Here is a 15,680-nt window from a genome sequence, read left to right as displayed (position 1 = left end):
GCGTCAGGCTCAGAGGCTGAGCAGATGAATCAGCCGCGCCGCCACCTTGGCGGTGCGGTTGTCGATGTCGTAGTCGGGGTTGAGCTCGGCCAGGTCGGCCAGGCGCAGCTTGCCGCTGGCCTTGAGCCGTTCAAGCAGCGGTTCCAGCACTTCCAGACGCACGCCACGGGCGGCCGGCGCACTGACTCCCGGCGCTTCGCAAGCCGGCAGCACGTCGATATCGAGGGTCAGGTAGAGCGCGTCGCACTCGGCGGCGAAGGCCTCCAGCTCGGCGCCGATGTATTCCAGAGTCGATTCACGGATCTCGTGATCCTCGCGCACCAGCACGTTCAACTCGGCGGCGCGGGCGAACAGTGCGCGGGTGTTGCTGGCGCGGCTGACACCGAGGCAGGCGTAGCGGAACGGCCAGCCGCGTGCGGCGCACTGCTCGGCGATCTGCGCGAAGGGCGTGCCCGAGGAATGCACATGGGTCGGATCACGCAGGTCGAAATGGGCGTCGAAATTGATGATGCCGATACGTGGGGCGGCCATCCGTGGAGCGGCTTGGCCGCTGAGGTGCTCGGCCAGGCCCGACCAACTGCCGAACGCCACTTCATGGCCGCCGCCGATCACCAGCGGCAGATGACCGGCGTCCAGCAGGGCGCAGACGTTGTGGGCGAGACGCGCCTGCGCGGCTTCCAGGTCAGCGTCCTCGCAGGTCACGTCACCGGCGTCATAGGCCGGCGCCTGGCGATGCCAGGCCAGGTTGGCCAGCGCCTTGCGCACGCTTTGCGGCGCAGCGGCAGCACCGACGCGACCCTGGTTGCGGCGCACGCCTTCGTCGCAGGCAAAACCCAACAGCGCCAGGCCCGGCTGGCTGTCTTCGGCCAGCGCCTGGATGCGTTGGTGCCAGCGCGCGCTGTCGGCTTCGGGGTCGGTGCGACCGCTCCAGGCGGCCATGCTGTGACGATCAGCGAGCATAAGCCACCTCTCCGTTGAACACGCGCTGGCGCAGGCGGCCGGCCTGCACCGCGTAGGCCAGTTCGCCCGGTTGCTGGATATCCCACAGGCACAGGTCGGCCGGCGCGCCGACGGCGATGCGGCCGAGCCCCAGCCCGAGGGCGCGAGCGCCATGGGCGGTCATGCCGGCCAGGGCTTCGCGCGGGGTCAAACGAAACAGGGTGCAGGCCAGATTGGCCATCAGCGTCGGCATGCAGATCGGTGAGGTGCCGGGGTTGGCGTCGCTGGCCACGGCCATGGGCACTCCGTACCGGCGCAGCAGTTCGATAGGTGGCAACTGGGTTTCGCGCAGTACATGAAAGGCCCCGGGCAGCAGCACGGCGACCGTGCCGGCCTCGGCCATGGCTTGCACACCGGCTTCATCCAGGTATTCGATATGGTCGGCCGACAGCGCGCCGTAACTTGCGGCCAGGGCGCTGCCGCCAAGGTTGGACAATTGCTCGGCATGGGCCTTGATCGCCAGGCCATGGCGCTGCGCAGCCTGGAAAACCCGCTCGCACTGGGCCGGGGAGAAGGCGATGCCTTCGCAGAACACATCCACTGCATCGGCCAAGCCTTCACGGGCAGCAGCCGGGATCATCGCGTCGCAGACCAGGCTTACGTAATCGTCGGCGCGGCCGGCATATTCCGGCGGCAAGGCATGGGCACCGAGCAGGCTGGTGAGCACCCGGACCGGGCGCAGCTCGCCGAGGCGGCGGGCCACGCGCAGCATCTTCAATTCGTCGGCAACGGTCAGACCATAGCCGGACTTGATCTCCAGCGTGGTCACGCCATCGGCCAGCAGGGCATCGAGACGCGGCAGGCTGGCGGCGATCAGTTCATCCTCGCTGGCCGCACGGGTGGCGCGCACGCTGCTGAGGATGCCGCCGCCATTGCGGGCGATGGTTTCGTAGCTGACGCCTTCCAGACGCTGCTCGAATTCACCGGCTCGATCACCGGCGTAAACCAGGTGGGTATGGCAGTCGACCAGCCCCGGCGTCATCACGCCGCCGCTGGCGGCTTCCTTGGCGCCGCGGGCCAGGCTCGGGTCGAAGCCGCTTTCCGGCCACAGGCCAGCCACGCGGCCCTGTTCGACCAGAACGACCATTGGTTCGGGAAGCTGTTCGAGCCCGTCGAACAACGTGACGTTGCGCCAGAGCCAGCGGGTGGTTTGAGAAGAAGCCATTGCAGATCGCCCTTTCTTGTAATGTATATACAATTAAGGGAAAGGCCAGAAATGGTCAAGTGCCTGACCATCAAAAGGTCAGCGGGGCATGAGTGCCGGTCTGTTTATGTATATACATTTGAGGGCTGCAGCATGGCCGGCAGCGGGTTGGCGGCTCAGGAACGATCCTTGGGATAGCGCTTGCTGACGGCAAAGGCCGGCAGCCAGGCTTCACGCCGGCTCGTCCAGCACTCATAGGTCGGTTGCAGCTGATCGGGCGCGTCGAGAGCGCCCAAATGCACTTCGATTTCCTCGCCGCTGCGGGCGAATACCGATGAGCCGCAGCGTGGGCAGAAGTGGCGCCCGGCGTAGCTGCTGGTTGCGCCGCTGACCGTCACGGCGTGCTGGGGATAGATGGCAGCTGCATAGAACAGCGCACCGTGATGCTTGCGACAGTCGAGGCAATGGCAGATGCCGACTCGCTCAGGCTGCCCCAGTGCCTCGATGCGTACCTGTCCGCACAGACAACCGCCGCCGAATCGATCCATATCGCACCTCCTGCAGGCTCATGGCAGAAACCATAGCAGCAGGTGAGCGCTCGGCGACTCAGGGGCGATAGGCGCGCAGGAACATCTCGACGGTGGCACGGGCGTGCTGCTCCTGCTGCGCCTCGGTTTCCGGCTCGCCACAGCCGATCAGCAGGCGAAAGTTGGCGCAGCTCTTGAGCAGGGAAAAGAACTGATCGGCAGCGACCTTCGGCGACTCAATACGCAACTGGCCGCTCTGGTCCATCTGGCCTAGCAAGCGCTCCATTTCGCTGAGCAGGCGCTGTGGCCCCGCCTCGTAGAAGATTTTCGCCAGTTGCGGATCCTGGGCGCCAAGGCTGGTCATCAGACGGTGCAGGTCGACTGATTCGCTGCTGTTGATGAGCTGGATGAAGCCACGGGCAATGTTCAGCAGCACGCTATGCACGGTTGCGCCGGCGGGAAATTCGAAGAACAGCTCGGGTAGCTGTTCCTCGCACCTGGCCTTCACCGCCGCGCAGAACAGCGTCTCCTTGTCGGTGAAGTGGCTGTACACCGTGAGCTTGGAAACCCCGGCGTGGGCAGCGATGGCGTCCATGCTGCTGCCGGCGTAGCCATGGCGCAGGAACAGGCATTTGGCCGCTTCGAGAATGGCTTCGCGCTTGGCAAGATCCTTGGGGCGGCCAGGGCCGCTGGGGGGCAATGAAATGTCTGACATCAGGCGATTTTAATACTGGACTGCCGAGTACGCTATTTTTAATATACCCGGCAGTACAAATATTAAAAAGTTCCCGCTGAAAGGACGCTCATCATGTCTCGCCATGCTCTGTCTCGCCTTGCGCCCCTGTGCCTGGCCCTGTCTCTGGTTGCCTGCAGCGATACCCAGGCGCCGCAGCCAGGCATTCGCCCAGCCATGGTGGCGCAGCCGCAGTTGGCGGCGGAGCAGGTGGACTCCTACCCAGGCGAGATAAGAGCGCGGCTGGAGCCGGAACTGGCGTTCCGCATCGGCGGCAAGGTGACCCGGCGGCTGGTCGAGGTGGGCCAGCGGGTCGACAAGGATGCGCCACTGGCCGAACTGGACCCGCAGGACGTACGCCTGCAGCTCGACGCCTCCCGGGCCCAGCTGCAATCGGCCGAATCCAACCTGCAGTTGGCGCGCGCCGAGCGCGACCGTTATCGCACCCTGCAACAGCGCGGGATGATCAGCAAATCCCTGGCCGACAACGCCGAAAACACCTATCGCGCTGCCGAAGCGCGCCTGCGCCAGGTACGCGCCGAGCTCAACGTCGCCGACAACCAGGCTGGCTATGCCGTGTTGAAAGCGCCGCAGAGTGGGGTGATCGTGCAGCGCCGTGCCGAGGTCGGGCAGGTGGTGGCGGCCGGGCAGACGGTGTTCGTGCTGGCTGCCGACGGCGAGCGCGAGGTGGCGATCGACCTGCCCGAGCAGGCGATCGGAAACCTCGCCATCGGCCAGGAGGTGGCCGTGGAGCTGTGGTCGCAGCCCGGCCAGCAGCTGGCCGGGCGCGTGCGTGAGCTGTCACCGGCAGCCGATTCACGCTCGCGCACCTACGCGGCGCGCATCGCCTTGCAACAGTCGTACGCTCAGGTCGAGCTTGGGCAGAGCGCCCGAGTCTTTATCGCCCGCAATGGCGACGTGCCGCTGGCGGTACCGTTGTCGGCGCTGAGTGCGGAACAGGGCCAGCCCTATGTCTGGGTGGTCGACCCACAGACGTCCAAGCTCAAGCGCACCAGTGTGCGGGTCGGTGCCTATGGCGAGAAGAGCGTGCCGGTGCTCGACGGCCTGACGGCCAGCGACTGGGTGGTGGTGGCCGGTGTGCAGGTGCTGCTGGATGGGCAGCAGGTGCGCCCGGTGGACCGGCAGAACCGCGCCGTCGACCTGGCTGCCAAGGAGTAAGCGCCCGATGTCGTTCAACCTCTCCGCTTGGGCGCTGCAGCACCGCCAGATCGTGCTCTACCTGATGTTGCTGCTCGGTGTCGTCGGTGCGCTGTCCTACACCAAGCTGGGGCAGAGCGAGGACCCGCCGTTCACCTTCAAGGCCATGGTGGTGAAGACCAACTGGCCCGGAGCCACCGCCGAGCAGGTCGCGCGCCAGGTCACCGAGCGCATCGAGAAGAAGCTGATGGAAACCGGCGAGTACGAGCGCATCGTGTCGTTCTCGCGGCCCGGCGAGTCCCAGGTCACCTTCATGGCTCGCGACTCGATGCACTCCGACGAAATTCCCGAACTCTGGTACCAGCTGCGCAAGAAGATCGGCGACATCCGCCATACCCTGCCCGCCGGTATCCAGGGGCCGTTCTTCAACGACGAGTTCGGTACCACCTTCGGCAATATCTACGCGCTGACCGGCAACGGTTTCGACTACGCGGTGCTCAAGGATTACGCCGACCGCGTGCAACTGCAGCTGCAGCGCGTGAAGGATGTCGGCAAGGTCGAACTGATCGGCCTGCAGGACGAGAAGATCTGGATCGAGCTGTCCAACACCAAGCTGGCCACCCTCGGTTTGCCGCTTACCGCCGTACAGCAGGCCCTCGAACAGCAGAACGCCATGCCCGTGGCGGGCTTCTTCGAGACCGGCTCCGACCGCGTGCAACTGCGGGTCAGCGGCAATTTCGAGACGGTCGAGCAGATTCGCGATTTCCCCATCCGTGTGGCCGATCGCACCTTCCGCATCGGCGATGTGGCCGAGGTCAGCCGTGGCTTCAACGACCCACCGGCGCCGCGCATGCGCTTCATGGGCGAGGACGCCATCGGCCTGGCGGTCTCCATGAAGCCCGGCGGCGACATCCTGGTGCTCGGCAAGGCGCTGGAGGGCGAGTTCACCCGCCTGCAGAACAACCTGCCGGCGGGCATGCAGCTGCGCAAGGTGTCGGACCAGCCGGCGGCGGTGAAGACCGGCGTCGGCGAATTCGTCAAGGTGCTCACCGAGGCGCTGATCATCGTGCTGCTGGTCAGCTTCTTTTCCCTCGGGCTGCGCACCGGGCTGGTGGTGGCGCTGTCGATTCCGCTGGTACTGGCGATGACCTTCGCCGCCATGTACTACCTGAACATCGGCCTGCACAAGATTTCCCTCGGCGCCCTGGTGCTGGCCCTGGGCCTGCTGGTGGACGACGCGATCATTGCCGTGGAGATCATGGCGATCAAGATGGAGCAGGGCTACGACCGCCTCAAGGCGGCGAGCTTCGCCTGGACCAGCACGGCATTCCCGATGCTCACCGGCACCCTGATCACCGCGGCGGGCTTTCTGCCGATTGCCACCGCGCAGTCGGGCACCGGCGAATACACCCGCTCGATCTTCCAGGTGGTGACCATTGCCCTGCTGATGTCCTGGGTGGCGGCGGTGATGTTCGTGCCGTACCTAGGCGCGCGCCTGCTGCCGGATCTGGCCAAGCGCGCTGCCCTCAAGCATGGCGGCACGGGCGGGCATGACCCTTATTCGACGCCTTTCTATCAGCGCGTTCGGCGTCTGGTGGATTGGTGCGTGCGCTGGCGCAAGACGGTCATCGTGCTGACCCTGGCGCTGTTCGTCGGCTCGATCTTTCTGTTCCGCTTCGTGCCGCAGCAATTCTTTCCCGCTTCGGGGCGCCTGGAGCTGATGGTCGATTTCAAGCTGGCCGAAGGCGCATCGCTGATCGCCACCGAGGCCGAGGTGCGCCGCCTGGAAGCGCGCCTGGCCGGTCACCCGGGTGTGGACAACTACGTGGCCTATGTCGGCACCGGGTCGCCGCGCTTCTACCTGCCGCTGGATCAGCAGTTGCCGGCCACCAGCTTCGCGCAGATCGTGGTGCTGGCCACCTCCATCGAGGAACGCGAAGCCGTACGCGCCTGGCTGATCGGCGTACTGCATGACGACTTCCCGAGCCTACGCACGCGTATCTCCCGGCTGGAGAACGGCCCGCCGGTGGGCTACCCGGTGCAGTTCCGGGTCTCCGGCGAGCATATCGACGAAGTGCGCGCCCTGGCCCGCCAGGTCGCCGACAAGGTGCGTGACAACCCCCATGTGGTCAATGTGCACCTGGATTGGCAGGAGCCGAGCAAGGTGGTGTACCTGAACATCGACCAGGAGCGTGCCCGCGCGTTGGGCGTGAGCACCGCCGAGGTGGCCAGGTTCCTGCGCAGCTCTCTCAATGGCTCGTCGGTCAGCGATTACCGCGAGGACAACGAGCTGATCGAAATCCTCCTGCGCGGCACCTCGGCCGAGCGCCAGGCGCTGCAACTGCTGCCAAGCCTGGCAGTGCCCACCGACAGCGGCAAGAGCGTGGCGCTGGCGCAGATCGCCACCCTGGAATACGGCTTCGAAGAGGGCGTGATCTGGCATCGCAACCGCCTGCCGACGGTCACGGTGCGCGCCGATATCTACGGGCCTCAGCAGCCGGCTACCTTGACCCAACAGATTCTTCCGACCCTGGCCGATATCCGCGCCAGCCTGCCCGATGGCTACCTGCTGGAAGTGGGCGGCTCGGTGGAGGATTCCTCCAAGGGCCAGGCCTCGGTGGCGGCCGGCGTGCCCTTGTTCGTGGTGGTGGTGCTGACCCTGCTGATGCTGCAGCTCAAGAGCTTCTCGCGCATGACCATGGTATTTCTTACCGCGCCACTGGGGCTGATCGGCGTGACCCTGTTCCTGCTGCTGTTCGGCCAGCCGTTCGGTTTCGTGGCGATGCTCGGCACCATCGCGCTGTCGGGCATGATCATGCGCAACTCGGTGATTCTGGTCGACCAGATCGAGCAGGACCGCGAAGCGGGGCTGGACAGTTGGAACGCCATAGTCGAAGCCACCGTGCGGCGCTTCCGGCCCATCGTGCTGACCGCGTTGGCCGCGGTACTGGCGATGATTCCGCTGTCGCGTAGCGTGTTCTTCGGGCCGATGGCGGTGGCGATCATGGGCGGGCTGGTGGTGGCCACGGCGCTGACCCTGCTGTTCTTGCCGGCGCTGTATGCGGCGTGGTTTCGGGTCAAACCGAGCGACACGGCAGGCTGCGGGTAACCGCCAAAAAGCACGGGTCATGATTTTTTGGGGCCGGAAACGTCTCGTCCCGTGTCAGCAATAAGGCAGAAGCGGACGGTGAGTAAAGCTATTGTGGGAGAGGCTTTAGCCTCGAGTTTTCTGGACAGCTCGCTGCGCATGCTTGAGCAGTGGTTTGCCATCGTTATCGCATTGCTCTTTTGTTCGGTTCCGCTCTGTCGAGCGGGTTTCTTTTGGCATCGCCCGGATGGCCGGCCCCGCCAAAAGAAACCAAAAGGTCTAGCCCCGACATCCGGCCCCAGCTTCGCTGGGGTTCCCTCGTTCCATCATTGTTCCGGGGGCCGGCCTGGAAGGGCCATCCATGGCCCATCAGGCCTCTCGCCGCATCCATGCGGCTCGCCCCCCTGCACAATGATTCCACTCGGCCTCCTGAAGGGGCGCTTGGTAGCGCCTGATAATTCTGTGGCATGAGGAGCACCCAAAAGCCAAAGCGGCCGAACGGCCGCTTCCGCCACTTTGCAGCCATTCCAGTCGTAAGGTGGATGACGCTTTATTCGTCCGTCCACCAACCCCGCGCTCACAACGCAGAATAAAAAAGGGGCTGGCACATAACGCGCCAGCCCCTTTTGCGTACAGCTCGCCGCTTAGAGCGCGCCAAACACCTTCTTCGCCAGGCTGGTAGCCGCCGCGGCCGGGTTTTCGCGGATGCTGGCTTCCTGCTTGGCGATCATGTCGAACAGGCCGTCGAGGGCCTGCTCGGTCACGTAGCTTTCGATATTCGCGCTCTTGGCGTCGAGCACGCCGAAGGTCGCCGCCTGGCTGGCGAAGCCGTTGTATTGCTTGGCCAGGCCGACCTGGTCGGTGGCCTGTTTGACGATAGGCAGGAACTTGGCGCGGATCTGCTCGCGGCTGCTCTTGTTCAGGTACTGGGTAGCCGAGTCCTGAGGGCCGGAGAGGATGCTCTTGGCATCCTGCACGCTCATCTTCTTCACCGCGTCGACCAGCAGCGCCTGGGCCTGCGGCACGGCAGCCTCGGCAGCCTTGTTCATGCTGGTTTCCAGCTGCTCGACCTGGGCGCCCATGCCCATCATCTTCATGGTCTTGGCGGCCTTGCCGAGTTTGCCGGGCAGCTCGATGCGCACTTCGGGGTTGTTGCTGAAGCCGCCTGGCTTGCCGAGCTGCTGCACGGCCACCTTGGCGCCCTGGGTGAGGGCATCCTTGAGGCCGCCGCTGGCGTCCTGCTGGCTGAGGTCGGAAAGCGACAGGGCGAACACGTTGGCAGACAGCAACAGGCCGGCGACGAGAGCGGAGATGCGGAGCATGGCGGTAACCTTCGAGCGGTGGAGATAAGCAGCGAGCTTAGCAGGCTGGCGCGCTGATCGGCGAAGGTTGAGCGCAGCAGGGGGATGCAGCGGGGATGACGGCACGCCCTTGGCAGGCGTGCCGGTTCGGCGTTACTGGACTTCCAGGGCGGTCAGGCTTTCCAGGGTCAGGGCACCGACGGCCAGGCCGTTGGCGGTCTGGAACTCGGTCAGCGCATCGAGGGTGCGCTTGCCGAGCTTGCCGTCGACACGGCCCGGGTTGAAGCCTCGCTTGACCAGGCTCTGCTGCAGGCGGGTGACCAGGTCGTCATTGATGTCCGGGTCGCAAATGGTCTGCCGCGAGACGATACGTGCGGTGCCCTCGAAGCGGGTGACCTGCAGCTGGCGCTTCTCTTCCGGCAGGATGATCTGGTTGGCTTCCACCGGCCGCACCACTTCGGTGGAGGCGACCTTGGTGTATTCCGGATCCAGGGTGACTTCCACGGCCTGGGCCGGCTTGTCGACGATCCAGCGGGTCACGCTCTTGTACTGCGCGGGGTCGGTTTCCACCCGCACGGTTTCCGGCGACACCAGCTTCTTGACCTTGACCACTTCCTGCTTGGCCGGCACCTGGCGGGCGCAGAAGGACATGGCGCCGGTGCCGCTCGAATAGCGGGTACCGGCGGCGCGGCACTGGTCGAGTACGGTCTTGGCTTCTTCGAGGGTCACGGTTTCCTTGACGTCTTCGTAAACGGCCGGCACCACGATGTAGCGCTTCACTTCCGGGCGAATCTTCACCTGCTCGGACACTACCCGGTAGGTCGGCGGCTCGATGCGATAGGTCTTGGTGCCTTCACGGGTGACCACCTGCTTGAAGCCCTTCTCCAGCTCGGCGGGGGTGACGGTGATCTTGTTGACCGAGTCCTTGACCACCACTTCCTGGGTGCTCTGCACCGGGCGCGGGCGAACCTGGGCATGCACCCAGCACTGGCCAGGCTGGATTTCGTATTCCTGGGGCTCGCGGGTCACTGGCGTGGCGGCGGGCGCCTCACTCGGCGTAGCGGCGGCAACCGGCTGCGGCGCGGGTTGCGCGCTGGCGGGTGCGGCGGCGGTCTGTTCTGCGACGGGAGCCGGTTGCGCCGGCTTTTCTTCTTGAGAGGTCGATGCGGTCGGTTGCATGACGCAACCGGAAACCACGATCGCCAGTGATCCTAAAATGGTGTGATAACGCACGAAAATCCCTGCCCTAAGTGGCCCCAACGACGCATATTAGGGGCTGTGGCGGCAAACCTCAATAACGCCCGGCGCACTCGGCGCCTTCATGGGATGGCCGGCGTGTCAGAGCCCGTCGATCAGCTCCTCGCTGCGATCCATGGTCACCTGGCGGATCGACAGGCGAATCTCGGCCGGCAGCACGCGCTTGGCGGCGCCTTCGGCCAGTTCGGCGAAGGCCGGCGGGTGGCTGAGCTTGCCGGCTTCGTCCTTGCGCAGCACGCCCTGGTCGAGCAGCGTCTGGATGAAATGACGGAACAGGCTCTTGTCGAAGAACTCCGGCGCGTTGAGCCCATGCAGGATCGACAGGCGCTGGGCCATGACCGTGCACAGCTCCTCCAGTTCCTCGGCGCTGATGGTGTTCTGCCCGGCGTTGAGCAGCAGGGCGCTGGCCATGTAGAAGCGCTGCAGGGTCTGGGCGATGGCACGCGACAGCAGGGTCAGCAGCACGAAGTTGCGCGAGCTGGGCGCCGGGCGCACATAGAGATCGTTCTCCCGCTTGAGCAGGCCCTGCTCGACGAAGGCTTCGAGCCACTGGTCGACCACCTCGTCGAGCTCCTTGTCGGCCCAGCGGATGTACAGCTCGGACTGCAGGTACGGGTACAACGCGTGGACGAAGCGCAGGATCTGCTCACGGCTCATCCGCCCGCTGCTCTGGAAGAAGCTGGCGATCAGCCCGGGCAGGGCGAAGATGTGCAGCACGTTGTTGCGGTAGTAGGTCATCAGCACCGCGTTCTGCTCATCCAGATAAAGGATGCGACCCAGGGCATCCTTCTGCTCGGAGAGCAATTCCATGCCGCGCACGTGCTCGATCAGCGCCAGGCCGTCGCCTTCCGGCACGGTGGTGTGCGGCGAGTAGGGCACGCGGCGCAGCAGGCTCTGATACAGGTCGAGAATGCGCACCAGGGCGCGTTCGTCCAGCGCCAGCTTGCTGGTCGACAGCAACGCCAGGGCCACCAGGTTGACCGGGTTGATCGCCGCGGCCTCGTTGAGGCGCTGAGCCACCCGCTCGCCGAGACGGTTGGTGGTGTCGTTCAGCCAGGCCGGGCGATAATCCGGGCCCAAATTCTGCTCACGCCAGTCGGGCTGCTGGGCATCGAGAAAGGCGTCGAGCTTGATCGGCTCACCGAAGTTGACCCAGACGTGACCGAAGCGCTGCTTGAGTGCGCCAATGACCTTGAAGATATCGAAGATCGATTCCTTCTTCTTGCTCGCCCCGCGCAGCTCGCCCAGGTAGGTGCGGCCCTCCAGCACCCGTTCGTAGCCGATGTACACCGGCACGAACACCACCGGCAGGCGATGGCTCTGCAGGTAGCTGCGCAGGGTGATGGCGAGCATGCCGGTCTTCGGCCGCAGCATGCGCCCGGTACGTGAGCGACCACCCTCGACGAAGTATTCCACCGGGTAACCCTTGCTGATCAGGGTGTGCAGGTATTCGTTGAACACCGCGGTGTACAGCGGGTTGCCCTTGAAGGTGCGGCGCATGAAGAAGGCACCGCCGCGGCGCAGCAGGCCGCCGATGATCGGCATGTTGAGGTTGATGCCAGCGGCGATGTGCGGCGGTGTCAGGCCGTTGCGAAACAGCAGGTAGGACAGCAGCAGGTAGTCGATGTGGCTGCGGTGGCAGGGCACGTAGATCACTTCGTGACCCTGGGCGATGTCCTGCACGCCTTCTATATGGTTGACCTTGATGCCGTCGTAGATCTTGTTCCAGAACCACGACAGGATCAGCTCGAGAAAACGGATCGCCGTGTAGGTGTAGTCCGAGGCGATCTCGTTGCCATAACGCAGGGCCAGGGCCTCGGCTTTCTCGACGGAGAACTTCTCGCGCTCGGCTTCGTCGGCAATCGCCTGGCGCACCTGGGGACCATGCACCAGGCCCTTGACCAGGTTGCGACGGTGCGACACGTCCGGGCCGATGACCGCCGCCTTCTGGTTGCGAAAGTGCACCCGCAGGATGCGGTGCACCATGCGCAGGGTGCGTTCCTGGCCCTTGTTCTGCTCGATCAGCTCGCGCAGCTGGATCGGTGTGGAGAACTGCACACGGGTGGTGCGACCCAGAATCAGGATACTCACCAGCCGGCGCAGGCGGCCGGTGACCGCCCAGCTGTCGGCGAACAAGAGCTTCCAGGGGCTGGTTTCGCGGTTCGGCGATTGGCCCCAGAACACGCTGACCGGAATGATCTGCGCCTGCTCGGCGGCCTGTTCGCTGAGGGCGCCGACCATGCGCTGCAGGGTCGGCGAGATGCCGCGCTTGTCCTGACGGCCGATCCAGTCGGGCTCCGGCGTCAGGTAGAAGAACGCCGCCGGTTCGACCAGCTCGCCTACCGCCACGGGCAGCACCGGGCGCGGCAGGTTGGCCTTGGTGCACTCGTGATCGAGCACCGCCAGGTCGCTCACCGACGGCTGCTGCAGCACGTAGAACACCGGCTTGCTGCGGTCGAGCTTGAGGGTGAAGGCCGACTGGTTGATGGTTTCCGAGCGCACCCACAGATACAGCAGGCGGCGCAGGGTACCGAAGGCAAGGCGGCGAAGCGGGGAGCGGGTCATACGAAATCTGGCTGCGGCGACGAGCCGAAGCTCGGGGCCGCTAGTGTGCCGGATCGCCGCCCTGTCGGCAAAATCTTGTAAAAGTTGCCGTTTCGTTGCGAAAAGGGCGGTTGCGGGTGCTTACTGCGCAGAAAGTTTCCGCCTGCATCCGTGTTAAGGCAGCTTTAGCGCATAGACGGCTTACTGGCAGTATTCGGATGATCCGGCGGCGCGCACATTGGGGCCCTGTTTAGCGTGACCAGCTTGTTTGGCGAGCGCAGTCCGCACAGCAATTTTGCGTGTGTCTCCTGCAAGCCTTCGGCGCCTGACAGTGCGGATGCACAGATACGTGACATTATAATCAAGCCAACACTGCTCGATAGTCAGGGTGATTTTAGGAGGCTTGAATGAGTAAATATTTCTTAACTTTGGGCTTTCTGCTGATATTGCTAAGCGGTTGCAGAAGTTATCAAATGGAATATGGGGTGGTGGAAAATGGAGTGGTTTTTTATCCTCTGTGCGAAAGAGCAAAGCAACGCATCACCGATATGCAGCGTATCAGTTTTCAATTGCCGCTCTTATTCAGGCAGGCCTCCTGTCGTAATTGGCCTGACTATAGCTATAACTCTCGAATCGACAGTGTATCTGTAGAGGTTCCCAGTGTTATTGCCAACGAATCGCAGATGTCTGTGGGCGGTGTCTACTCTATGCTCTTTCGCGCGGGGCACGCGCGCACAGAATACTATTTGCCGCCTGACAAATTTTTTGAGGATTACAAAGAATACCTCAGTGAGCGAAGTCATATTTCCCGTTTGGTTACCGCAAGTTGGGTGGACTGGCAAGGTGGGCGCTGTGCACGTTTCTACTCGGATAGCGATACTGGACTTTTTCTTCGCAGGGTGCTCGACTACTTCTGCTGGGAGTCAGTTAGCGGCTCGAATTTCCCCATCCATATTGGTGCTAGCGAGAGGCTACCGCCAGACCACGCTCCAACCAACCTAGATAGGGAATTCATTGAGCCGGTACTGGCCAGCTTACAGATCAATCCTGTTCCAAAACAGCGTTTAGCTCTGTGGGACAGTTATCGTGCTGATTTTTGTAAGAGGTTGAAGGAGAGTTACGATAATAAGACAGCTATGCGCAGATTTCGTGACGGTCTCAATCGGCAGCGCGCTATACTATTTTTGCGCGAATGCGGTTATCAAATGCCCGATCCGATTGGGCCGGGAAGTTGGGGTGAGCTTTTGAGGCCCAATGGACAATTGATTGGCAGAGCCGATGGAGAGCGAAAGCTGCGCAAAGTAACTCATGCGCAGTTTGCAGAGCTTGAGGTCAGATTAATGTCCTTGCAACTCAAACCGGGTGAACGCCCAGAAATCCGATCTTCTCGCCTGGCAAAAGACGGCAGCATTTTGGTAGAAAACTACAGGGCTACTGATCCATACGCTGGTGATTGGTATTGGGTTCCACCGTCTTATAGCAAGCAGAACGGAATTGGTATTCGTAATGATCCGGTATTGGGTCGGGTAATAGATGTGCACCTAATGGACTTTCCTACAGGATTTAGGGTTGTAGGTGAGTAAAATTGTGATTGCAGAGGCTGACATTAGTAGTCTCTTTACTGGATCGAATGAGTGGCTTTTAAATTTTAGAAGCCTTGAATCGATGGCTTCAGAGTCATTGAGCGAGCTGTGCTCATGCAGCATGCCTACCGGCAAAACGGAAAAGGGGACACCCATTAGCCGGCCTCGCGAAGACTCAAAGCCATCCGCTTTAAGGGCAGAGTTTTCCAACGCCGAACCTGATGGGTTGATCCGGTCGAGCCCGTTTCCTCGTTCTTGGCTGCGACCGAGTCGCGCCAGTCAACCATATGGATCAAGCGGTAGCTAACGACCAGCACGGCCCTGGCGGGAAACCTCCCAGAGAAACGTTGGTGCCGCCAATGTGTCCAAACCGTTTCACAGAACCGCGGCTCGTATAAGAACTATACGTCCAGTCTCTTCTGGCTCACTTGGCAGGCAACTCGGATCAGCACACTCAGACGGTGGCAGCAGGTCTCCACTCAGACTCGCTGGCTCGCATCCAGTCCTTTTTCCGGCTGACCTGCTGCCACCTTCACTAGCCTCAGGCGAAACAGCGGTTTACATCAAATGGCTGTTTCTCCTTGAGCATGTGATAGCTCGTAGGGCAGATTCAGGAGTGAAGCGAGTAGTCCGCCAAATCATATCGATCCTGACACAACGGCGTACTGATTCGCGAGTACGCCCTACCACGTTTCGAGGGAGCTGAAAGTGAGAGACGAATTTTTTCAGTCGTTTATTGATAATTTGGGTGAAGCAAACTCACATCGACAGGTGCCCGGTTCTAGTGTCGAAAAATATCGTTCTAGATTGCCCGGTTCCCTGCTGGGTTACTGGCGCGAGGAGGGCTGGTGTTCTTATGCGGATGGACTGTTTTGGATCGTAAATCCTGATTCTTATAAGGCCACGCTTGATAGTTGGTTGCAAGGAAGCGTTCTGGCCGAGATCGATAATTACCATGTTATTGCTAGGGATGCGTTCGGCTCACTATATGCCTGGGGTGAGCGCTATCAGCGCAAGATCACGATATCGAGCTTAGCTGGCGGTATCGTTGCTCTTAAGAGTCAGCTTCAGAAACCCAACCCCCAACCGGATCGAGCCTTAGGTATTTTTCTCGGGTCCATTAGTCGGGAAAGCCTCGATTTTGAAGATAATCAAGGCAAGCCGTTGTTCAGGCGCGCGCTAATGAAACTGGGGCCGTTGGAGGAGAATGAAATGTACGCGTTCGAGCCTGCGCTGTGTATTGGCGGAAAGGCTGATCTCGGGCATATGGTAAAGCTGAATATGGATGTGCATTTGACGATTCTTGAGCAGCTGCGGCGGTGGTCCGAGCAGTAATGGCAGTGTTA

General features: G+C 62.5%; 11 protein-coding genes. 4 read left to right on the top strand and 7 right to left on the bottom strand.

The window, feature by feature from the left end:
• Positions 1-9: 9 nt before the first annotated feature.
• The 4 genes from hutG to BM154_RS04940 all read right to left on the bottom strand — a co-directional run bounded on the left by hutG (position 10) and on the right by BM154_RS04940 (position 3,385).
• The gene (gene hutG, locus BM154_RS04955) at positions 10-960 is read right to left on the bottom strand and encodes a formimidoylglutamase (RefSeq protein ID WP_074881253.1); all 951 of its coding nucleotides are present in this window, start codon (positions 958-960) and stop codon (positions 10-12) included.
• Complete coding sequence (gene hutI, locus BM154_RS04950) at positions 950-2,164, bottom strand: imidazolonepropionase (protein WP_074881252.1); 1,215 nt, start codon at positions 2,162-2,164, stop codon at positions 950-952. The genes hutG and hutI overlap by 11 nt, the downstream gene beginning before the upstream one ends.
• Before the next feature lie 155 nt (positions 2,165-2,319).
• On the bottom strand, positions 2,320-2,691 hold the full coding sequence (locus BM154_RS04945) for a GFA family protein (protein ID WP_074881251.1): 372 nt from the start codon (positions 2,689-2,691) through the stop codon (positions 2,320-2,322).
• A gap of 58 nt (positions 2,692-2,749) precedes the next feature.
• A complete protein-coding gene (locus tag BM154_RS04940) occupies positions 2,750-3,385 on the bottom strand; it encodes a TetR/AcrR family transcriptional regulator (protein WP_074881250.1) in 636 nt (211 codons plus the stop codon).
• A 93-nt stretch (positions 3,386-3,478) separates the two neighbouring features.
• Between BM154_RS04940 and BM154_RS04935 the strand changes: the two genes are divergently transcribed.
• Complete coding sequence (locus tag BM154_RS04935; protein ID WP_074881249.1) at positions 3,479-4,582, top strand: efflux RND transporter periplasmic adaptor subunit; 1,104 nt, start codon at positions 3,479-3,481, stop codon at positions 4,580-4,582.
• A gap of 7 nt (positions 4,583-4,589) precedes the next feature.
• Entirely contained in the window at positions 4,590-7,670 is a 3,081-nt protein-coding gene (locus tag BM154_RS04930) for an efflux RND transporter permease subunit (RefSeq protein ID WP_074881248.1), read from the top strand.
• A 623-nt stretch (positions 7,671-8,293) separates the two neighbouring features.
• Here the strand turns inward: BM154_RS04930 and BM154_RS04925 are convergent.
• The 3 genes from BM154_RS04925 to plsB form a co-directional block, all read right to left on the bottom strand.
• On the bottom strand, positions 8,294-8,971 hold the full coding sequence (locus BM154_RS04925; protein WP_074881247.1) for a DUF4197 domain-containing protein: 678 nt from the start codon (positions 8,969-8,971) through the stop codon (positions 8,294-8,296).
• Between the two features lie 132 nt (positions 8,972-9,103).
• Entirely contained in the window at positions 9,104-10,129 is a 1,026-nt protein-coding gene (locus BM154_RS04920; protein ID WP_074881246.1) for a peptidoglycan-binding domain-containing protein, read from the bottom strand.
• Between the two features lie 159 nt (positions 10,130-10,288).
• Entirely contained in the window at positions 10,289-12,772 is a 2,484-nt protein-coding gene (gene plsB, locus BM154_RS04915) for a glycerol-3-phosphate 1-O-acyltransferase PlsB (protein WP_074881245.1), read from the bottom strand.
• A gap of 386 nt (positions 12,773-13,158) precedes the next feature.
• On the opposite strand from plsB, the gene BM154_RS23745 reads away from it, so the two are divergent.
• Positions 13,159-14,334 carry a hypothetical protein gene (locus BM154_RS23745; RefSeq protein WP_139225384.1) on the top strand — a complete coding sequence of 392 codons (1,176 nt, stop codon included), beginning with the start codon at positions 13,159-13,161 and terminating at the stop codon, positions 14,332-14,334.
• 708 nt (positions 14,335-15,042) lie between these two features.
• Positions 15,043-15,669 carry a GAD-like domain-containing protein gene (locus tag BM154_RS04910; RefSeq protein WP_074881244.1) on the top strand — a complete coding sequence of 209 codons (627 nt, stop codon included), beginning with the start codon at positions 15,043-15,045 and terminating at the stop codon, positions 15,667-15,669.
• The last annotated feature ends 11 nt before the right edge of the window (positions 15,670-15,680 follow it).

Origin of the sequence: Phytopseudomonas argentinensis (assembly GCF_900113905.1) — a bacterium.
GTDB lineage: Bacteria > Pseudomonadota > Gammaproteobacteria > Pseudomonadales > Pseudomonadaceae > Aquipseudomonas > Aquipseudomonas argentinensis.
The sequence above is the reverse complement of the archived record's forward strand: the minus strand, read 5'-3'. Positions and strand labels throughout refer to the sequence as shown.